The sequence below is a fragment of the Streptomyces sp. NPDC058375 genome (assembly GCF_042723425.1).
Classification (GTDB): Bacteria; Actinomycetota; Actinomycetes; order Streptomycetales; family Streptomycetaceae; genus Streptomyces; species Streptomyces durocortorensis.
The window spans coordinates 17,683-38,540 of sequence record NZ_JBHXJG010000026.1 but is presented as its reverse complement, the minus strand read 5'-3'; the positions used below and the strand labels follow the sequence as shown (position 1 = coordinate 38,540).

The window sequence follows — 20,858 nt, the reverse complement described above, 5'->3', positions numbered from 1 at the left end:
GGGGAGCGGTATGACGCACGAAGCAGGCCGTGGCGAATCCTTCGACGAGCGGGCGGTCCTGCTCGTGGCGGGGGCATCCGATCTGGCCGTGAGCGCGATCGGTTCGGTACTCGGCGCGGTGCGGGGGCTGCTGCGCCGCTCGGATGCTGCCGAGCTGGCGGCGGAGGCTGAGCATGAACTGATGGCGCGCGGGCGCTTGGTGCTTGACCGGTATGTGACTCCGCCCCCTGCCTATCTGGAGCTCTTGGCCCGGCATGCGGTCGCGCGGCGGGCCGCCGAAGATGTCTGACCGGTGGGACGCTGCCGCGTTCAAGGCCCGGGTCGACGAGATACTGCATCCGTTCGTCGCGCGAGAAGCCGACCTGTTCGCGGAGATCGATCCCTCCCTCGCTCCGGTGGCGGCCCAGGTGGAAGCGGCCGTCGCGGACGGCAAACGGTTGCGGGCCGCGTTCTGTTACTGGGGCTGGCGGGCGGCGGGGCAGCCGGACAGCTCCGCGCTGCTGCGGGCGGCTGCGTCCCTGGAGCTGATCCATGCCGCCGCGGTCGTGCATGACGACCTCATTGATGACAGCGCTCTGCGGCACGGCCGCCCCACCGCGCATGTCGCTCTGCGCGGGGTCGTGCGTCGCCGCCCTCGTTCCGCAGCCGCCGCCAGGTCGCTGGCGATGCTGATCGGGGACCTGCTGATGGGGCTGGCCGGGCAGCTGTTCGCCACCAGCGGTCTGCCTGCCGCCTATCTGGGCCGGGCCCGCCCGCTGTGGTCGGTCCTGGGCCGGGAGCTGATCGCGGGCGAGTGCCTGGAAATCCTGCGTACCGGGGCTGAACCGGACACGGAAGCCTCGCTGCAGGTGGTCCGGTACAAGACCGCGAAGTACACCGTTGAGCAGCCCTTGTTGATCGGTGGAGCGCTGGCCGGAGCCAGCAGGCGGCTGCGCGAGGGCTACTCCGCCTTCGGTTTGCCACTGGGCGAGGCGTTTCAGCTCAGGGACGACCTGCTGGGGCTGTTCGGAGACCCCGAGCGCACCGGTAAGGCCAACGCGGACGACCTGTGCGGGCAACGGCCGACGGCGCTGCTGGCGGAGACCTGGCGCATCGCCGGTGACGACGACCGGTCACGACTCCGGAACCTCTTGGGCCGGCGCTCCCTCGACGAGGCCGGGCTGGACGCTGTCCGCGAAGTGATGTGGCGGCTGAGAACCCCCGCTCTCGTCGAAGACATGATCACGGCGCGGGTCGAGGAAGCCCTGGGCGCCCTCCGTGACCTGGACATGCCGGTTTATGCGGCCGATGCCCTGGGTGCGCTGGCGAACTCGGCGACCGTCCGCCTGTCCTGATCCCCGCCCGCCGCTCACCCCCCGAAGACAAGGAACTACGTCATGAACTACACCGAAGCCTCGATGAACGTTCTGCGCCAAGGCGGTGACGAGCTGGCCGACGCCACCGTCGCGGCGCTCTTCGAACGGGGCGAAGTGGGCAAGTTCAACACCCTGATGCGCTATGTCTCCACCGCCGGCGCGCCTCTTCCGGACGGACTGCCCGGTGTCGCCCGGGAATACCTCCAGGCCACGAGCACCCCGCCGGACTGGGTCGACTGGGGGGTGATGGAGAAGGCCCGGCTGTTCTTCATCGACAACAACGTGCACATCTCCACAGCCCTGTCGTTCGCCTCCATGCCGGCCTGCTACGTGGTCCCGCACGTGGCGAAGCTGCTATCGGCCACCCACGGACTGAAGTACCCCTCCAAACGGATGGCGGAGACCGGCCAGTTCACCGTCTACCTGATGCAACCCGACGCCTTCGAGGCCGGGGGCCGCTTCGTCCCCGCCGCCCAGAAGGTCCGCCTCCTGCACGCGTCCATCCGCCATCACCTCCAACGCGAGAACCGCTGGGACACCGACGCGCTGGGGGCGCCGATCTGCCAGGAGGACATGATCGGCGGGCAGATGTTCTTCTCGCTCCTCGTCCTCGACAGCCTGCACCGCCTCGGCATCCACATGTCCGAGGAAGGCGCGGAGGCCTACTACTACGCCTGGCGCGTGGTCGGCGCGATGCTGGGCGTCAGCCAGGAAGCCGTCCCCCATACCCTGGACGACGCCCGCGCGTTCCTCGATCTGTACATGATCCGGCACATGGGCCCCTCCGAGGAGGGCGCGCTGCTCACCCGGCAGCTCATCGAGCTCTATGAGGAGGTCGTACCCGGGACCTTCTTCGACCCCATCGTCTCCGCGCTCATCCGTCACCTCACCGGCGACACCTGCGCCGACTGGCTCCAGGTGCCCCGCACGTCATGGGACACCGTCGTCAAGGCCGTACCTCATCTCCTCGGTGTCCTGGAGACGATCGAGGACCGCTCCCCGCTGGGTGCCCGAGCACTGGACCGCCTTGGCCACCTGACCACCCTCCTGGAACTGTCCTCACTCACCCGTGGACGCGTGATGCACTACGCCATCCCCGAACAGCTCAAGGAGGCGTACGGCGTCTCCTCCGCGTCGCCCCGCGCCCGCCGCTGGAACCCGCCCGCCGCCACCGTCCTCGACTGACACAGGAACGCCGAGGCGCCGGAGCAAGCGATCGTCCGCGTCGAGTTGCCCTTCTGCCGCGTCGAGAGAGCCCCCCAAGCCCGCGCCTCCGCCCCCGGCCACGGCCACGGCCACGGCCACGGCCACGGCCACGGCCACCAGCATGGTTCCGATGGTCCACAGAGCGCCGATACCGGCGATCGAGTCGATGATAAGAAGGATGAGGGCCGAGGGGAATCGCGGCGCTCCCGAACACGGACACCTCTGCTACCGGACTCACGCCGGCCCAACCGAGCCACAACAGGCACGGTCCGTTCCGTGAGGTCTCGTTCGAGGGCGGCGAAGCGGGTCGTTACAGCCGACGGCTCGCGGGCACTCGGGGCATATCCGCTCCAGGCGTAGACCCGCGCCCGTCGAGTGCACCTGCAGAAGGGCGATCAGATGACCAACCGCACCCGTCTCTCCCACAGGACCAAAAGCCCAGGCGCCCTGGTTACCGGCGGCTCCCGGGGCCTCGGGCTGTTCATGGCCCGACAACTGGTGGAGCGCGGGTGCATCGTGACCATCGCCGCCCGCGATGCCGGTGAACTGGAGCGGGCGGCGGCACAACTGCGGGAGGACACCGGGGCGCCCGTGCGCACCGCCGTCTGCGACGTGCGCGACCGCGTTGCCGTGCGTGCCCTGGTGCGCGAGGTCCACGAGCGTGACGGCCTCGACCTCGTGATCGCCAACGCCGGGGTCATCCAGGTCGCGCCCGTCGAGACGGTGGGCGCGGCGGAGTTCGGTGACGCCATGGACACGATGTTCTACGGCGCTCTGCACACCTCGCTGGAAGCGCTTCCGTACCTCAAGGAGACGCGTGGGCGGCTCGGGCTCATCGGATCGGTCGGTGGTCTGCTCGGTGTTCCGCACCTGTTGCCCTACTCGTGCGCCAAGGCCGCGGTCGGGGCGCTCGCCGAGGGGCTGCACGCCGAGGCGGCGGCATCCGGCGTGAGCGTCACCGCCGTCCACCCGGGCCTGATGCGGACCGGATCGCACCGACAGGCCGAGTTCGGCGGAGACGTGGACGCCGAGTTCGGCTGGTTCAGCACCGCTGCGGGCACACCGCTGCTGTCGATGGACGCCGAGCGGGCCGCCCGCAGGATCGTCGACGCGGTCATCCAGCGGCGCGCCCGCCTGGTGCTCACCGCGCCCGCCAAGGCGGCCCAGCTCGCGCACGGTGTGGCGCCCGGGCTGACGACCCGGCTCAGCGGCCTCGCCGCCCGGCTCCTGCCGTCCGCGTCGGGAGAAGGCCCGCTACGCCAAGGTGCCGAGGCCGGGGTGCCGCACAACCCGATCGCGAGGCTCGTCCGAGCCTGGGGCAGCGCGCGCAACGACCGCGTGGTGGCCCGGGCCAACCAGCGCGAGCCCGGTCCGCGCGCCAGCTCGTAAGCCGACGGGACCGAGAGCTTCGTCAGCGAGCTCGTGGAGCTCGCTGCAGTCGGCCTCGCCGTCGCCGAACCCCGGGCGCGGGTGAGGCTCGACGTCGAAAACCGGAGTGCGGTCGTGCGAGGCTCCGAGCTGTGCCATGGCGGCGAGGCTCGGCGTCCACGGCCCGGTCTCCCGTAGCCATCGGCCCTGCGCCCGCTCGCCCGCCACGAGGCCGAGGACCTGCGCCGCCCTCTCCTCCGGCACCGGATTGCGGTTCTCGTTGACGATCGAGCTCTCGGTGATCAGCAAGGTCCCCTCGCCGTCGGTCTCGAAGGAGCCGCCTTCGGCGATGAGGGGGGCCTCCACCCGCGGTACGCCGTACTCCGACAGGAGGGCGCGGCCGACGCGGGCGTCGTTCGTGTGTTCCTGTTTGTCGCCCCGGCCGTTGAAGTGGACATCGACCCCGACGACCTTGTCTCTCCGCTCGACGAGGACCGGGACGGTGTCACGGGCCCACATGTCGTCCACCGCGAGAGGGATGACCTCGACCTGCGAGCCACAGCGCCGCCGGGCAGCCTTCTGCTGGTCGGGCCTGGCCATCATGACCACGTACTCGTACTCGCCGATGGCCCGGGCGATGTCCTCGCGCGCACGTACGGGAGGTCCCCCCGTTCGTCACCTTCGAGACCGGGGCCAAGCGATGTCCTCGCGCACGTACGGGAGGTCCTCGCCCCCGACCGATCCCAGGGCGGGCCAGGACATGAAGGCAGCCGTCGCCGTCGGCCCCGCCCCGGGGGGCCGGGTGCGGGGCCCGACCGGCCTGTACGCTGCGATCATGCAGCAGTCCGCCCCCTCCTCCCCGTCGGGGTCCGCGCGGCCGGGTCCGGCCGCGGACCCCGCCCGGCGCGGGCTCCTGACGGAGCGCATCGCCCGTGAGCTGGAGCACGACATCCGCTCCGGCCGGATCGCCGTCGGGACGAAGCTCCCCTCCGAGCGGGAGCTCGCCGCCCAGTTCGGGGCCAGCAGGAACGTCGTGCGCGAGGTGCTGCGGCGGCTGGAGGCCCAGCATCTGATCGAAGTCGCCCCGGGGCGTGGTTCCTTCGTCCAGGAGCAGTCCTCGGGTCAGGCCCGGGGGTACGACGCGCTGTACCGGGCGGGGCGGCCCACCGTCCGGCAGCTGATCGAGGCGCGGATCCCGCTGGAGGTCGAGATGGTCCGGCTGGCGACCGAGCGGGCCACGGACGCGGACATCACGGCGATGCGGGCCGCCCGGGACGCCCTGGAGCCGGCGACCGATGTCGTGGTCAAGGCCCAGGCGGACATGGAGTTCCACGACGCCATCGCCGTGGCCAGCAAGAACCCGGTGCTGCGGATCATGCTCTCCTCGATCAGCGGGATGATGTTCGAGATGATGCTCCGCTCGAACTCCGACCCGTCGATCGGCGAGCCCGGCGTACCGCACCACCCGGAGATCTTCGAGGCGGTCGAGGCGCGGGACGTGGACCTCGCGTGCGCGCGGATGCGGGAGCACCTGATGCTGGGCCTGCGGACGTACGGGGCCGATCTCGACGTCCAGGTCGACACGATGGCGCGCAACCACATCGAGACGCTGCTGGACCAGGCCGAGGGCCGCCGGACGCCTCCGGGGCGGTAGCTCCCCGTCCCGTCCCACCCCGCCCTGAGCGGAATTCGTCCGTCCGGTCCGTGGAATCTTGGCTTCAGGGTCTGGTCCGGGAGGTTTCCCTGCTGTTACGGTCCCGCGTAGACCAACTGGTCCTACCAGTTGGACCAGGTCGGACCAGCTCGGTCCCGCCGGGGTCGGCAGGGCTCGTCCGCGACCCGTACGTACCGCAGAGAAACGAGGACGAGGATGTCCACGAGCAGCCAGCCCCTGAGCCGGCGTGCCTTCGGCAGGCTCGCCGCGGGGGCCGCGGCGGCCGCCGGGGCGGGCGCGCTGAGCGCCTGTTCGGGCGGGGGCGCCAAGCCCTCGGCCGACGCACCGTTGCGGATCATGGCGATCAACCACGTCTGGTCCCAGGCGATCAAGCGCCGCACCGCGGAATTCGAGGAGCGGATCGGGCGGCGGGTCTCGATGACGCTGCTCACCGCCGACCAGCTCGCCAGCAGCTACAACGTGAAGCTGAACGCGTCGGGCACCGATGTGGACGTGATGATGGTCCGCGCGCTCCAGGAGCAGTTGCTGTTCGGCCACAACGGCTGGCTCGCCGACCTCAGCGACCGGGTCGCGGACGACGCCCGGTTCGCCTGGGACGACTTCCAGGAGGCCCCGCGCCAGGCGTCGGTCACGGCCGGGAAGGTCCTGAGCGTCCCGGTGGTGACCGAGCGTCCCGCCCTCTACTACCGCAAGGACCTGGTGGAGGACCTGGGCGGGCCGCCGCGCACCCTGGAGGCGCTGATGGAGGGCGCGCGGGAGCTGACCCGGCGGAAGGACGGCTTCTACGGGTACGTCGGCCGAGGTCAGCGCAGCGGCGCGGTCTCCCAGTGGTCGAGCTTCCTCTACTCGTACGGCGGGGACTTCGTCGTGGACGGGAAGTCCGGCATCGGCAGCCCGGAGTCCGTCGCCGCCTACGAGTTCTACGGCCGGCTGCTCGCCGGCTCCGGGCCGCCCGGGGCGACCAACATGAGCCTCGAACAGGCCATGCCCATCTTCGCGCAGGGCAAGGCCGCCTTCTTCGTCGACGCCGACGCGATCTACAGCAGCTTCCTCGACCCGAAGGTGTCGCGGGTACGCGAAAGGGTCGGCTTCGCGCCCTTCCCCGCCGGGCCGGCCGGGGCGAAGCCGCACAACATCCCGTCCTGGAGTCTCGGCATCAACACCTTCTCCCGACTGCGCGACGAGGCCTGGGAGTTCATCCGGTGGGCGGCCGGTCCCGAGATGTCGGCCGCGCTCCAGAAGGACGGCATACCCGGCGCCCGCTCCTCGGTGTGGGCCGACCCGAAGACGCTGTCCGCCTTTCCGCCGGAGCTGGCCGAGGCCATGCGGCTCAACGCGGAGCGCGGCGTGGGCTACGACCGGCCGCGCGTCCTCCAGGTCGGCCGGGCCCGGGACATCGTCGGCCGCCCGCTGGTCGCGGGCATCCTCGGCCAGTCCGTGCGGCCGGTCGTGCGCGACGCGGACGCGGAGTTCGCCGAGTTCCTCGTACGCGACAACCGTCACAAGGAGTCCTGATGCCCGCCACGGAGACCACCGGGACCACGGAGACCACGGGGACCAAGGCGGTCGCAGCAGCCGACCGGGGCGCCACCGCCGGCAAGCCGGGTCCGACGCCGCGTGGGGCAGGGCGGCGGCAGCGGACCTTCGAGCAGGCCAACCGGCGGCTCAAGTGGGCGATGCTCGCCCCGGCCGTGCTCTTCGTCGGCCTGATGATCGTCTTTCCGCTCGTCTTCACGCTCAACCTCAGCCTCACCGACGCCTTCGGTGCGGTGAACGCCGACAGCGCCCACACCGGGCTGCGCAACTTCATCGACGCGCTGGGCGACACCCGCCGGTTCTGGCCCGCCGCCCGCCGCACCCTGGTCTTCACGGTCGGCGCGGTGGTGCTGGAGACGGTGCTCGGGCTCGCCCTGGCGATGCTGATGCGCAAGCCGTTCCGGGGGATGCGCTGGGTGCGGACCGTGCTCATCATCCCGCTGCTCGCCACGCCGGTCGCGATCGGCATCCTGTGGCTGCTCATCCTCGACCCCACCAACGGCATCGCCAACCACCTGCTGGAGGCGGTCGGCGTACCCCGGCAGGAGTTCCTGGGCTCGGTCGGGCAGTCGCTGCCGACGCTGATGCTCATCGACGTGTGGCAGTGGACGCCGATGATGACGCTGCTGCTCCTCGCCGGGCTGACCACGCTCCCCGAGGAGCCGGAGGAAGCCGCCCTGATGGACGGGGCCAACGCCTGGCAGCGGTTCCGGTACGTCGTCCTGCCGATGCTCGGGCCGACGCTCGCCACCGCCCTGGTGCTGCGCGCCGTCGACGCGCTGAAGACCTTCGACATCCTCTACGCCACCAAGGGCGCGGGCGGCGGTTCGGACTTCGAGGTGGAGACCCTCAACGTCTACGCCTACGGGCTCACCTTCGACTACCAGGAGTACGGCCTGGCCGCCGCCGTCCTGGTCCTGTTCACGCTGTTCATCATCGGTGTCGTGGTGCTGCTGCGCCGCCGGGGCGGAAGGAAGAACGCATGAGTGCCACCCTCTCCCCCGCGCGGACCCGGCGCGGCCGGCGTTACGGTTCCTGGCTGCGCGGCCTCGCCATCACGTTCGTGACGCTCGTCTTCGCGCTGCCGGTGGTGTGGATGTTCGCCGCCGCCTTCAAGACCAATGTGCAGGTCACCGATCCCTCGGTCGGGCTGTGGTTCACGCCGACGCTGGACAACTTCCGGGCCGTCGTCGAGGCCGGGCAGATCGTGCGCTCGATGGGCAACTCGCTGCTGGTCGGGGTGGTTTCGACGCTCCTCTCCGCGGTGATCGCGGTGCCGGCGGCCTGGGCGGTGGGGCGGTTCTCCATGCACCGCACCGGCTCGGTGATCCTCGTTGCGCGCATCGTCCCGGCGATCTCGCTGCTGGTGCCCTGGTACTACCTGTTCGCGCGGATGGGCCTGGTCGGGTCCTACACGGTGCTCGTCCTCAGCCATATGTTCGTCTCGGTCCCGCTGATCATGTGGATCATGATCAGCTTCTTCGCGGGGCTGCCGGTCGAGCTGGAGGAGGCCGCCCGTACCGACGGGCTGAGCGCCTTCGGCGCGTTCTGGCGGATCTCGCTGCCGCTGGCCGCTCCGGGCACCGCGACCGCGTCCCTGCTGGCCTTCGTCTTCAGCTGGAACAACTTCATGTTCGCGCTGGTCTTCTCCGACGACCGGACCCAGACCGTGCCGGTCACGCTGTTCAACTTCATCTCCTACGCGAGCACGGACTGGGGCGGCCTGATGGCCGCCGCCTCCCTCATCACCGTGCCCGTGGTCCTGGCCGCCGTCCTCGGCCAGAAGTATCTGGTGGCCGGGTTGACGTCCGGCGCCTCCAAGGGCTGAACCCTCCACTCCCCCGACCTCCGACCCCCACCTGCGGAAAGAGCACACACGCATGAAGATCGTCGACGCGAAGGTCGTCGTCACCAGCCCCGGCCGCAACTTCGTCACTCTGAAGCTGACGACCGACGAAGGGCTCACCGGCCTCGGCGACGCGACCCTGAACGGGCGGGAGTTGGCGGTCGTCAGCTATCTCACCGACCATGTCGCCCCGCTGCTGATCGGGCTCGATCCGCATCGTGTCGAGGACACCTGGCAGTCGCTGTACCGGGGCGCGTACTGGCGGCGCGGCCCGGTGACGATGGCCGCCATCGCCGCCGTCGACGTAGCGCTCTGGGACATCAAGGCGAAGGCCGCCGGGCTCCCGCTGTACCAACTCCTGGGCGGCGCGAGCCGGGAGCGGATCGGGACGTACGGTCACGCCAACGGCCGGGACATACCCGAACTGCTCGACTCCGTACGGGCCCGGCTGGCCGAGGGCTACCCCGCCGTCCGCATCCAGTCCGGCATCCCCGGACTCAAGGCGGTGTACGGGGTGTCGGACACCGACGACACCGGTGCGCCGGTCCTCCATCAGCAGGCCCGCCCCCTGGTGGAGGACTGGGACACGGCGGCGTATCTGCGCCATGTGCCGACCGTGTTCGAGGCGGTGCGCGCGGAGTTCGGCCCCGGACTGCCGCTGCTCCACGACTCCCACCACCGGCTCACCCCGATCCAGGCCGCCCGGCTCGGCAAGGACCTGGAGCCCTACCGGCCGTTCTGGCTGGAGGACTGCACCCCGGCCGAGAACCAGGAGGCCCTGCGCCTGGTCCGCCGGTCCACGACCACGCCGCTGGCCGTGGGCGAGGTGTTCAACACGGTGTACGACTACCAGGCCCTGATCACCGAGCAGTTGATCGACTACGTGCGCTCGGCGGTGACCCACTTCGGCGGCGTCACCCCGCTGCGGAAGCTCTTCGACTTCGCCGCGCAGTACCAGATCAAGAGCGCGATCCACGGCCCCGAGGACATCTCCCCCGTCGGGATGGCCGCCGCCGTCCACCTGGACCTGGCCGTGCACAACTTCGGCATCCAGGAGTTCTCCGGCCACACCCCGCTCACCGACGAGGTGTTCCGGCACGCCTACACCTTCACCGACGGCCACCTCCACCCCGGCGAGGCCCCCGGCATCGGCGTGGAGCTGGACGAGGAGCTGGCCGCCGCCCACCCGTACGCGCCCGCGTATCTGCCGGTCAACCGGCTCCACGACGGAACCGTGCACGACTGGTGAGCTCCCTGCGCTCATGAGCTCCGCGGGGTCCGGCGTACGCCGGGCCCCGCGCCCACACGGCCGAAAGAAGTCTTGCGCGATCCCTTGACCCCATCCGGACGGAGGTTCACAGTACTCACTAATGCGCATTACTAATACGCATTAGTGATCCGGAGGAACACCGTGGAAGAACCCAGGAAGCGGTCCCGGCCGGGCCGTGCGCCCGCCCCCGCGGGCCGTACGTCCCGGCCGCGCCAGGCCGAGGTCGCCCGGCTCGCCGGGGTCTCGCAGGCCACCGTCTCGCTGGTGCTGGGGGCCCGGAAGCAGGGCGTCACGATCTCCGAGGAGACCCGGCAGAAGGTGCTCGACGCGGTGCGGGCCCTGGGCTATGTACCGGATCCGGCCGCCAGCCGGCTCGCCGCCGCGCGGAACAATCTGCTCGGGGTCTTCAGCTTCACGTCCACCTTCCCCACCGACGTACAGCACTCGTACTACCCGTTCCTGGTCGGCGTCGAGCAGGAGGCCGCGGCCCGCGGCTACGACCTGGTGCTCTTCACCGGTTCCAGCACCGGCGGCGCGGGGGCCGCCGGTCCGAACGCGCTGAACCGGGTGCGGCTCGCCGACGGCTGCCTGTTCCTCGGACGCCACGCCCCCGCCGACGAGCTGCTGCGGCTGGTCGCCGACGGCTTCCCCGTGGTCCACCTCGGCCGCCGGGACGAGCTGGAGGGGCTGGCCTGGGTCGGCGCGGACTACATCAGCGCGAGCCAGGAGGTCGTCGCGCACCTCGCAGCCCTCGGCCACCGGCGCATCGTGCTCGTCCGCGAGGACGACGAGGCCCCCGCCTCCACCGACCGTGAGCACGGCTTCCTCAAGGGCCTGGAGGAGGCGGGACTGCCCGGCGGTCCCGACACCGTCTTCCGCTCCGCCGACCCCGAGCGCGAACTGACCGCCGAGCGGCTGCGCGGCTGGCTCGACGAGGGCGTGACCGCGTTCGTCGCGGAGGAGACCGACACCGGCGACGCCTGGCGTGCCCTGCACGGGGCCGCGCACTTCGTCGGCATCGACTGCCCGCGCGACGCCTCGCTCGCCCTGCTCGGCAGCCCTCCGCCCGATCTGGCGGACGGGCCCGTGCCCACCGGCTTCGACGTCCCCCGGCCCCAACTGGGCGCGGCCGCCGTGCGGATGCTCGCCGCGCTGGTCGCAGGCGAGGAGGCGACGGAGCCCCTGGTGGCCTGCGCCTTCCGGCCCGGCTCGACGGCCGGCCCGGCGCCCGTGCACCCCTGAACGCCTCTGACCGTCTTCGACCCGGCCCCGGGAGAGGGCCGCCAACGCACCACGTACACCCAGCACTTCAAGGAGAACCGTGACATCCGAACCCGACATCCTCATCGTGGGCGCCGGACTCGGCGGCGTGGCCGCCGCCCTCGCCGCCTGCCGGGCGGGGCGCACCGTCGTCCTCACCGAGGAGACGGACTGGATCGGCGGCCAGCTCACCTCGCAGGCGGTTCCGCCGGACGAGCACCCGTGGGTAGAGGAGTTCGGCACCACCGCCTCGTACCGCACGCTGCGCGACTCCATCCGGGACTACTACCGCCAGTGGTACCCGATGCGTTCCGAGGCGCTGGCGCTGCGCCATCTCAACCCGGGCGCGGGCCGCGTCAGCAAGCTGTGCCACGAGCCGCGGGTGGCGCTCGCGGTCATGGAGGCCATGATCGCGCCGTACCGTTCCTCGGGCCTGCTGACCCTGCTCACCGAGCACCGGCCGGTGACCGCCGATGCGGGCGACGACGACACCGTACGGTCGGTGACCCTGGCCGACCTGCGCGGCGGCAACCGCCGTACGATCAGCGCACGTTACGTCATCGACGCCACCGAGACCGGTGAACTGCTCGAACTCGCGGGCGTGGAGCATGTGATCGGCGCCGAGGCGCGGAGCGAGTTCGACGAGCCGCACGCGCCGGAGGAGGCCCAGCCCCTCAACCAGCAGGGGATCACGGTCTGTTTCGCGCTCTCGCACCACGAGGGCGAGGACCACACCATCGAGCGCCCGGCCGACTACGACTTCTGGCGCACCTATCAGCCGGACTTCTGGCCGGGGCCGCTGCTCGGCTTCCTCGCCCCCGACCCGCGCACCCTGGAGGCCGTCCCGCGCACCTTCGTCCCCAACCCGGAGCTGGACCCGCTGGACGTCAACGCCGACCAGTCGGCCGACGCGGGTGACAAGGAGCTGTTCGGCTTCCGCCGGATCCTGGCCCGCAAGCTGCACCGGCCGGGCGCCTTCGACTCCGACATCACGCTGGTCAACTGGCCGCTCAACGACTACTGGTTGAAGCCGCTCATCGGCGGCGGCGACGAGGCATCGGCCGCCGCGCTCGCCGAGGCCCGACAGTTGTCGCTGTCCGTCCTGTACTGGCTCCAGACCGAGGCCCCGCGCGCCGACGGCGGCACGGGCTTCCCCGGTCTGCGGCTGCGCCCGGACGTCACCGGCACCCCGGACGGTCTGGCCAAGGCCCCCTACGTACGGGAGTCGCGCCGGATCAAGGCCGTCACCACGGTCACCGAGCACGACGTGTCGATCGACATCGTCGGACCGTACGGCGGCACCCGCTACCGGGACTCGGTCGGCGTCGGCAACTACCGCATCGACCTGCACCCTTCGACCGGCGGCGACAACTACGTCGACATCGGTTCGGTGCCGTTCGAGATCCCACTCGGCGCGCTCGTCCCGCGCCGCGTCCGCAACCTGCTGCCGGCCGGCAAGAACATCGGCACGACGCACATCACCAACGGCTGCTACCGGCTCCACCCGGTGGAATGGAACATCGGCGAGGTCGCCGGCGCCCTGGCCGCGCACTGTGTCGCCGAGAACGTCGAACCGCACCGGGTCCAGGCCGAGGACAAGCGGTTCGAGGCGTTCGCCGCGCTGCTGGAGCGGGACGGCGTGCAGCGCCACTGGCCGGACGTACGCGGCTACTGACCCCGTCCGCGCGAGAGATACGCGCGAACGACGCATCACCCGCTTCACCGCACCACCCACACCCGCTTCACCGCACGGCCCCCCAGGGGTGAGCGCGGAGCGCCGGGCGGGCGCAGCTCCACCTGTACCCGCCCGGCCCCAGGCCCCGGACCTCTTCCGAGCGTCCGGACCCGCCGCCCTCGCCCTGCCACCCGCACAAGGAGGTGCCCAGCCATGAACACCCACCGCATCCGCGTCGGCATCGACGTGGGCGGAACCTTCACCGACGCCGTGGCCGTAGACGCCACGACCCTGAACCTGCTGGGGCAGGTGAAGGTGCCGACGAGCCACCATCACGAGGACGGCGTCGCCCACGGCATCGTCGAGGCTCTCGACCGTCTGCTGGAGCAGACCGGCCACACGCCCGAGGACGTGACGTTCCTCGCCCACGGCACCACACAGGCTACCAACGCCCTGCTGGAGGGTGACGTCGCCACCGTCGGACTGATCGGCATCGGCGCAGGTCCCGGCGGTACGCTCACCCGTCGGCTGGCCGCGTTCCGCAAACTGGAGCTGACGCCCGGCAAGCGGCTGCCGCTCGCCTACGGGCATGTCTCCGACCCCGACGACGCACCGGCCGTCAACGCCGCGCTCGACGCGGTCGTCCGCGAGGGCGCCGAAGTCGTCGTCGCCAGCCAGCCGTTCAGCGTCGACCGGCCCGAGGGTGAGGACGCCGTCGCGGCCGCCGCCCAGGAGCGAGGACTGCCGACGACCGCCGCGCATGACATCACCTCGCTCTACGGGCTCCACAAGCGGACCCGTACCGCCGTGGTGAACGCGGCGATCCTGCCGCGGATGCTCGCCACCGCCGACCTCGTCGACGCCTCCATCACCAAGGCGGGCGTGACCGCGCCGCTGATGGTGATGCGGTGCGACGGCGGGGTCATGTCGCTGGACGAGATGCGGCGCAGACCGCTGCTGACCGTGCTGTCCGGGCCGGCGGCGGGCGTCGCCGGGGCGCTGATGCAGGAGCGCATCAGCGAGGGGCTGTTCCTGGAGACCGGCGGCACGTCCACGGACATCAGCGTGGTGCGGCGCGGCAAGGTCGCCGTCCGGCACGCCACGATGCTCGGCCGGACGTCGTATCTCTCGGCGCTCGACGTGCGGACCGTCGGTGTCGGCGGCGGTTCGATGGTCCGGGTCGACGGCGGCAAGGTCGTCGGCGTCGGGCCGCGCAGCGCGCACATCGCCGGGCTGCCGTACGCCTGCTTCGCGCGCCCCGAGGATCTGGAGGGCGCGACGCTCACGACGATCCGGCCGATGGCGGACGACCCGGCCGACTACGCGGTGCTGGACGCCGCCGGGGGCCGCTTCGCGATCACCATGACGTGCGCGGCTAACGCGCTGGGCCGGGTGCCGGAGGGGGACTTCGCCCGCTGCGACCCGGCCGTGGCGAAAGCCGCCATCGCCCCGCTGGCCGCCGCCCTCTGCACCGATGTCGCCACGGCCGCGACGAAGCTCCTGGACGCGGGCACCGACCAGGTGAAGTCCGTGGTCGAGACGCTGATGCGCGACTACCGGCTGGACAAGGACACCGCGCTGCTCGTCGGCGGGGGCGGCGGCGCGGCCTCCGTGACCCCGCATCTGGCGGCTGTCACCGGCCAGGAGGGCCGGATCGCCCAGCACAACGAGGTGATCAGCCCCATCGGCGTGGCGCTCGCCCTCATCCGGGAACAGGTCGAGCGGATCATTCCGGGAGCGGGCCAGGAGCAGATCCTCGCCGTACGCGCGGAGGCCGAGGCCGCCGTGATCGCCCAGGGGGCCGCCGCCGACGGGGTGGAGGTCGAGGTCACGGTCGACCCGCAGACCAGCACCGTACGGGCCGTGGCGACCGGGGCCACCGAGCTGCGCACCCAGGACCGCGCCCACCGGGCCGACGAGGCGGACCGGCTGCGCGCCGCCGCCGACAGCCTCCGGACCGACCCGGCCTCGGTGCGGGTCCTCGCGGGGACGCCGGCCCACACCGTGTACGGGACCGAGGTGCACCGCCGTTTCCGGGCGGACCGGCACCCGGTGCGGGTCGTGGACGCGGACGGTGTCGTCCGGCTGCACGCGCCGGACGCCCGGGTGGAGACGACGACCGTGGGCCAGGCGCCGGAGGTCCTGGCGGGGCTGGTGAAGGAGGCCACCTCGTACGGGGACGGCGGCGTCCGGGCCCCGGCGCTGCGTCTGCTGCTCGGCTCACGGATCGCGGACCTGTCCGGGGTGATCGACCCGGATCCGCTGCTGGCCCTCGCCCGCAGCGAGCTGCGCGCCCGCGCCGCCGACGAACCGGTCGTCGCCGTGCTGGAGGTGCGCACATGAGCGCCGCGCTGCTGGACCGGGCGGCGCTGGCGGCCGTCCGGGAGCTGGAGGCGGAGGACGACGTCGCGTTCGGCGTACGGCTGCTCGCCAACACTCCGACCCACGAGGGGCGTGATCCGGAGCTGCTGCGCCACTGGGCCCGTACGGCCGACGCGTTCGGCGCCGCGCTCCCGCCCGTCGCCGCGACGGCCCGGATCGTGGAGAGCGACGGAGGCCTCGCGAAGGGGCTGCTGGCCCGCTACACCTCGCGACCCGTGCCGACCGTCGAGCTGTTCACCGACACGCTGGCGCTCGCCGATGAGCTGATCGACGTGCTCGGCTGGCGGGAGTGGTATCCGGCCGGTTCGGTGCGGGCCGCGGCGGTCGCGCACGAGGCGGTGCACGAGCGGCTGCATCACGGTCCGGCGAAGAAGTCGCTGAAGCAGGCCCTGAACCATGTGGTGCTGCGGGCCGGACGGCACACGCTGTACGGCCATGTCGCGGGGGCCGACGAGATCGCCGCCCATGCCCACGCCCGCGTCATCTGCGGCCTGGGCCGCAGCCCGCTCCTGCTGACGGCCGCCCTGGCCACCGCGGCCGAGCCGCGGCACGGGTCCGCGACCGGATCCTCGTACGGAAGAGAGAAGTAACGCCATGGGCGTCGTCATCCTTCTTGTCATGGCGGCCGGTGTCGCCGCGATGCTCACCCGCAAACTGCCCACCGCCTTCGCGCTCGTCATCCTGGCCGTCGTCATCGCGTTCGTCGCGGGCGCCCCGCTGACCGGCGAGAACAGCGTGCTGGACACAGTCATCCAGCAGGGCGCTCCGGCGCTCGCCGCCACGATGATCGCCATTCTGCTCGGCTCCTGGCTGGGCAAGCTCCTGGACGAGACCGGTATCGCGGGCACCCTGGTGCGCAAGATCGTCGAGTTCGGCGGGGACCGGCCGGTGGTGGTCGCCCTCGGCGTCCTCGCCGTCTCCACCCTGGTCGGCACGGTCACCGGCTCGGCCCCCGCCGCGATGCTCGCCGGGATCATCGGCATCCCCGCGATGATCGCCGTCGGCATCCCCAAGGTCACCGCCGCCGGGACGATCCTGATGGGCATCGCCGCCGGCATGCCCTTCGAGCTGCCCATCTGGCAGTTCTTCTCCACCGCGCTGGAGCTGCCCGTCGAGACCGTGCGCGGCTTCATGCTCAAGCTGTTCCCGTTCGCGCTGGCCGCCGCCGTCCTGTTCGTCCTCGTCGAGACGCGCAGGCGGGGCGTCGAGCACACCTGGTCGCTCAAGTCGGCCTCGACCAAGTCCGTTTCGCGCCGCAAGCAGTTGGGCGACGCACCGTGGTACGCGCTGCTCACCCCGGTCGTCCCGCTGGTCCTGGCCCTCGGCTTCGAGGTGGCGATCCTGCCGTCGATGCTGGCGGGTGTCCTGTTCGCGCTGGTCACGACCACGCGGCCGCGCGAGATGAACAAGCGGCTGCTGCGCACGCTGTACGGCTCGTTCGAGGTCGCGGCGGCCCCGATCGTGCTGTTCATCGCCATCGGCATCCTGCTCGCCGCGGTGAAGCTGCCCGGTGCGGTGGAGTCGCTGGAGCCACTGGTCAAGGCGGTCAGCCCGCAGAACCCGGTGCTGTTCGTCCTGGTCTTCACTCTGTTCGTGCCGCTCTGCCTCTACCGGGGGCCGCTGAACGTCTACGGCCTCGGCGCGGGCATCGCCGGTGTCCTCATCGCCGCCGGCATCTACCCGGCCGTCGCGGTGCTGGGCCTGGCCACCTCGTACAACCAGGTGTTCGGGGTCTCGGACCCCACCAGCACGCAGACCGTGTGGAGCGCGCAGTACGCGGGGGTGACACCGCAGCAGGTGATGCTGCGGACGCTGCCGTACGTCTGGGCCGTTGCGCTCGGCGGGTTCTGCGTCACCGCCGCCAGCTATCTGTGATCGCCCATCTCTTCGGGAGCTCTCCCCTCTCCGGGAGCTCTCACCTCTTCCGGATCGCTCATCTCTTCGGGACGGAGAACGACATGACCCAGCACGAGGACAACACCCCGGCCGCATCCGGCGTGTTCCGGCCGAGCCGCCGGATCTTCCTGCGCGGCGCGGTGGCGGGCACGGCGGCCACCGCCGGACTGATCACCACCGGCACCGGGGCGGGCACCGCCGCCGCGGCACCGGGCGGCTTCCCGAACTACCGCTATGTGAAGCCGCTGCTGACGCTCTCTCAGCTGAAGTACAACCCGACGGGCGAGATCATCTTCCCGTGCATCCGGGGCGTCTACGACCGGCTGGCGAACCCGCTGGGCCGCTACTACCTCTACTACGCGCCGCACGACGCGCCCGGCGGCATCTGCCTGGCGTACGGCGACAGGCTGGAGGGCCCGTTCACGGAGTACACGGCGAACCCGCTGGTCTCCAACGACTGGCAGCCGCACTACAAGGTCAGCCATGTCTCCTCGCCGCACGTCCTGTGGAACGAGGACGTCAAGGAGATGTGGCTCTACTTCCACGGCGAGAACCACACCACCCGCCTCGCCCGGTCGAAGGACGGCATCACCTTCGCCTACGACCGGACCGTGCTCACCAAGGACATGCTTCCGGCGGGCACCACGGAGACGTCCTACGCCCGGGTGTTCCGGCACGACCTGCCCGCACGCGACGCGCGGTACGTGATGCTGTTCATGGTCAACAACCAGTCCAACCACCGTGACGTCGGCTGGGGTTGGTCTAAGGACGGCCGCAGCTGGACCTTCGCCCAGCAGCCGCTGATCCGCCACTCGGACGTCGGCGCGAACAACATCAGCGGCGGGCACCTGCTGACCCGGGGCGGCAGCACGTACGTCGTCTACCACACGGGCAAGGAGAACGGCGGGAACATCCTGATCACCGAGGTCGGCAACGACTTCTCGCGCCGCACCCACCTCGGTGTCTTCTACGACTCGGGCAGTGCGGCACCGGAGAACGGCCGCGCCGCCGCGCCGAGCTTCGGGACGGACCGGGGTGTGCCGTACATGGTCTACGAGGCCGGCGAGCGGCTCGGGGGCTCGATCGCCGTCGCCCGCGGCTGACGGCGGGGCCGGGGTGCAGGGGGGTGCGCGGGCGGCGACCGGCGCACCCTGCCGCACCGGCCCCCGCACGCCCCCCCCACCGCCAGGAGAAAGGCTCCACCCGATGCCCTACGACCCACGCCTGGACCCCGAGATGGCCGCGGCGCTGGCCGCCGAACCGCTGTCGCCCACGGTCCTCGACGGGCTGGACCGCGAGGGGCTGGCCGCCGTGCGCTCCGCCCGTGCGAGCGCCGGCTTCCCGCCGCCCGCCGAAGGGGTCCTGGTGACGGATCACCGGCTGCCGGGCCCCGGTCCGGTACGGGTCAGGGTCTACCGGCCGCGCGCGGCCGCCCCCCGGCCGCTTCCGTGCCTGGTGTGGATCCACGGCGGCGGCATGGTGCTCGGGACGCCCGAGACGGACGACGCCCGGGTCTCCCGTTACGTCCTGGAGGCGGGGTGCGCCGTGGTGTCGGTGGACTACCGGCTCGCGCCCGAGCACCCCCACCCGGCGCCCGTCGAGGACTGTTACCGCGCGCTGCGGTGGACGGCCAAGCGGGCCGGGGCGCTCGGGATCGACCCGGAGCGCCTCGCGGTCGGCGGGATCAGCGCGGGCGGCGGTCTCGCCGCCGCCACCGCCCTGCTCGCCTGAGCTCAGGGCGGCCCGCGTCTGGCCTTCCAGTTGCTGCTCTGCCCGATGCTGGACGACCGCAACACCACCGATTCCAGCCGGGAGTTCACCGACGCCGTCACCTGGCCGCGCGCCAACAACCTGTTCGGCTGGGCCGCGTTGCTCGGCCCGTCGGCGGGCGGTGACGACGTCTCCCCGTACGCGGCTCCGGCCCGCGCCACCGACCTGTCGGGGCTCCCGCCCGCGTACGTCGACGTCGGGGAGCTGGAGGTCTTCCGTGACGAGTGCGCCCAGTACGCGCTCCGGCTGATCGCCGCCGGAGTGTCGACGGAGTTCCACCTGTGGCCCGGCGCGTTCCACGGGTTCGACGGGACGCTCCCCCACCTCACGCTCCCACGCAGGGCCGCCGCCGAGCAGATCGCGGTGGTGCGGCGGGTCCTCGGGGGCGCCCACCGGAGCGGGGCTACCACCTGACGTCGAGCCGCCGCGGACTGCGGGAGGTCGTCCCGGTCCGCCAGGCGACGGTGTCCATCGGGGCGGCCAGGCGCAGGTCCGGGAAGCGGGCGGCCGAGCGGTGCAGGGCGAGCTGGAGTTCGGTGCGGGCCAGCCAGGCACCGAGGCAGTAGTGGGGGCCGGCGCCGAAGGAGAGTGTGGGTGCCTCCAGCGGGGCGAACAGGTCGTGGAGGGTGGCGGGCGGGAAGACCTCCGGGTCGCGGTTGGCGATACCGCAGTCGGCGAGCACGATCGCGCCGGCCGGGATCGTGACCCCGCCGACCTCGACGTCCGTGGCGGCGTGGCGGGCGCTGCCCCGGTCGTCGCCCAGCGGGACGAGGTGGACGAGCCGGTCCGCGACACGCCCCGCCGCCTCCTCGCCGGCGCCGATGCGGGACCAGGTCTCGCGGCGTTCGCCCAGGAGGTAGAGCAGCGCGTTGCCGAGCATGGTCATCGTGCTGTCGTGGCCGCCGACGACCAGCCCGCACACCAGACTCACCAACTGCGCCTCGGCCACGTCCCCTTCCTCGTCGGCCGCCGCGACGAGACCGCTGATCAGGTCCTCGCCCGGGGCCCGGCGCCGCTCCGCGAGGAGGTCCGCGCCGAACGCGCTGAACTCCTTGCGGGCGGCGGCCACCTGATCGCCCTCGTGGGTGCCGTCGGAGAAGGCGTGTTCGCTCCAGTGCCGCAGCCGGTCCCACGCGGACTCGTCGAGCCCCATCAGCCGGCTGATCACCGCCACCGGCAGCGGGAGGGCGAACTCCGCCACCACGTCGGCTGGTTGCGGTCGCGCTTCCAGCCGGTCGAGGAGCTCTTCGACGATCCCGGCGATCCACGGCCGCCAGCGGGCGACGGCCCTCGGGGTGAACGCGCGCCGCAGGGTGCGGCGCAGCCGCAGATGGTCGGGGCCGTCCTGGTTGAACATCAGGTCGGGGTCGTTGACGAGGTCCGGTACGTCGGAGAGGGCCGGCGCGTCGGCGGCGTACAGCCCGGCCCGGCCGAACCGGGGGTCGGAGAGCACCTGGCGGACGTCGGCGTACCGGCTGACCCGCCAGGCGGGGGCGCCGCCCGGCAGTTCGGTGCGACGGGGCGGCCCGGGCTTCTCGAAGTGCAGGCGGTGCATCGGTACCGGGGCGGGACACGTGGGCTCGCTGGTGGTCAACATGCCTCCTGGGAGGGGCTGTCCG

General features: G+C 71.9%; 16 protein-coding genes and 2 pseudogenes. 16 read left to right on the top strand and 2 right to left on the bottom strand.

The features are described 5' to 3' along the window. Positions 1-10 precede the first annotated feature (10 nt). From ACFWM7_RS07165 to ACFWM7_RS07150, 4 genes are all read left to right on the top strand, one after another. Entirely contained in the window at positions 11-289 is a 279-nt protein-coding gene (locus ACFWM7_RS07165; protein ID WP_383256116.1) for a polyprenyl synthetase, read from the top strand. After that, positions 282-1,334 carry a polyprenyl synthetase family protein gene (locus tag ACFWM7_RS07160; protein ID WP_383256114.1) on the top strand — a complete coding sequence of 351 codons (1,053 nt, stop codon included), beginning with the start codon at positions 282-284 and terminating at the stop codon, positions 1,332-1,334. The genes ACFWM7_RS07165 and ACFWM7_RS07160 overlap by 8 nt, the downstream gene beginning before the upstream one ends. A gap of 42 nt (positions 1,335-1,376) precedes the next feature. Next, on the top strand, positions 1,377-2,540 hold the full coding sequence (locus ACFWM7_RS07155) for an oxygenase MpaB family protein (protein ID WP_383256112.1): 1,164 nt from the start codon (positions 1,377-1,379) through the stop codon (positions 2,538-2,540). Between the two features lie 420 nt (positions 2,541-2,960). Then, the gene (locus ACFWM7_RS07150) at positions 2,961-3,950 is read left to right on the top strand and encodes an SDR family NAD(P)-dependent oxidoreductase (protein ID WP_383256110.1); all 990 of its coding nucleotides are present in this window, start codon (positions 2,961-2,963) and stop codon (positions 3,948-3,950) included. Between the two features lie 243 nt (positions 3,951-4,193). Here the strand turns inward: ACFWM7_RS07150 and ACFWM7_RS07145 are convergent. Further along, positions 4,194-4,766, bottom strand: a pseudogene (locus ACFWM7_RS07145) (agmatine deiminase family protein); the annotation flags it as partial. On the opposite strand from ACFWM7_RS07145, the gene ACFWM7_RS07140 reads away from it, so the two are divergent. The 12 genes and pseudogenes from ACFWM7_RS07140 to ACFWM7_RS07085 all read left to right on the top strand — a co-directional run bounded on the left by ACFWM7_RS07140 (position 4,765) and on the right by ACFWM7_RS07085 (position 19,653). After that, positions 4,765-5,583 carry a FadR/GntR family transcriptional regulator gene (locus tag ACFWM7_RS07140; protein WP_383256108.1) on the top strand — a complete coding sequence of 273 codons (819 nt, stop codon included), beginning with the start codon at positions 4,765-4,767 and terminating at the stop codon, positions 5,581-5,583. The pseudogene ACFWM7_RS07145 and the gene ACFWM7_RS07140 overlap by 2 nt on opposite strands. 216 nt (positions 5,584-5,799) lie before the next feature. Then, a complete protein-coding gene (locus ACFWM7_RS07135; RefSeq protein ID WP_383256106.1) occupies positions 5,800-7,119 on the top strand; it encodes an ABC transporter substrate-binding protein in 1,320 nt (439 codons plus the stop codon). Next, positions 7,119-8,126, top strand: coding sequence for a carbohydrate ABC transporter permease (locus tag ACFWM7_RS07130; protein WP_383256104.1), 1,008 nt, complete (start codon positions 7,119-7,121; stop codon positions 8,124-8,126). The genes ACFWM7_RS07135 and ACFWM7_RS07130 overlap by 1 nt, the downstream gene beginning before the upstream one ends. Further along, positions 8,123-8,968, top strand: coding sequence for a carbohydrate ABC transporter permease (locus ACFWM7_RS07125; RefSeq protein ID WP_383256102.1), 846 nt, complete (start codon positions 8,123-8,125; stop codon positions 8,966-8,968). The genes ACFWM7_RS07130 and ACFWM7_RS07125 overlap by 4 nt, the downstream gene beginning before the upstream one ends. A 52-nt stretch (positions 8,969-9,020) precedes the next feature. Further along, complete coding sequence (gene manD / locus ACFWM7_RS07120; RefSeq protein WP_383256100.1) at positions 9,021-10,235, top strand: D-mannonate dehydratase ManD; 1,215 nt, start codon at positions 9,021-9,023, stop codon at positions 10,233-10,235. A 162-nt stretch (positions 10,236-10,397) separates the two neighbouring features. Next, positions 10,398-11,498: a LacI family DNA-binding transcriptional regulator gene (locus ACFWM7_RS07115; protein ID WP_383256098.1), complete on the top strand. Its 1,101-nt coding sequence runs from the start codon at positions 10,398-10,400 to the stop codon at positions 11,496-11,498. A 79-nt stretch (positions 11,499-11,577) separates the two neighbouring features. Next, positions 11,578-13,191, top strand: coding sequence for an FAD-dependent oxidoreductase (locus tag ACFWM7_RS07110; RefSeq protein ID WP_383256096.1), 1,614 nt, complete (start codon positions 11,578-11,580; stop codon positions 13,189-13,191). A gap of 213 nt (positions 13,192-13,404) precedes the next feature. Next, positions 13,405-15,534, top strand: a complete 2,130-nt coding sequence (locus ACFWM7_RS07105; RefSeq protein ID WP_383256094.1) for a hydantoinase/oxoprolinase family protein — start codon at positions 13,405-13,407, stop codon at positions 15,532-15,534. Next, positions 15,531-16,163 (top strand): hypothetical protein, encoded by a 633-nt coding sequence (locus tag ACFWM7_RS07100; RefSeq protein ID WP_383256092.1) that lies wholly within the window; start codon positions 15,531-15,533, stop codon positions 16,161-16,163. Before ACFWM7_RS07105 ends, ACFWM7_RS07100 begins: the two co-directional genes overlap by 4 nt. A 4-nt stretch (positions 16,164-16,167) precedes the next feature. Beyond that, entirely contained in the window at positions 16,168-17,448 is a 1,281-nt protein-coding gene (locus tag ACFWM7_RS07095; RefSeq protein WP_383256090.1) for a TRAP transporter large permease subunit, read from the top strand. An 83-nt stretch (positions 17,449-17,531) separates the two neighbouring features. Further along, positions 17,532-18,572 (top strand): hypothetical protein, encoded by a 1,041-nt coding sequence (locus ACFWM7_RS07090; protein WP_383256087.1) that lies wholly within the window; start codon positions 17,532-17,534, stop codon positions 18,570-18,572. 103 nt (positions 18,573-18,675) lie between these two features. Beyond that, a pseudogene (locus ACFWM7_RS07085) lies at positions 18,676-19,653 on the top strand (alpha/beta hydrolase). On the opposite strand, the gene ACFWM7_RS07080 reads toward ACFWM7_RS07085, so the two are convergent. Next, positions 19,643-20,833, bottom strand: coding sequence for a cytochrome P450 (locus ACFWM7_RS07080; RefSeq protein ID WP_383256132.1), 1,191 nt, complete (start codon positions 20,831-20,833; stop codon positions 19,643-19,645). The pseudogene ACFWM7_RS07085 and the gene ACFWM7_RS07080 overlap by 11 nt on opposite strands. Between the last annotated feature and the right edge of the window lie 25 nt (positions 20,834-20,858).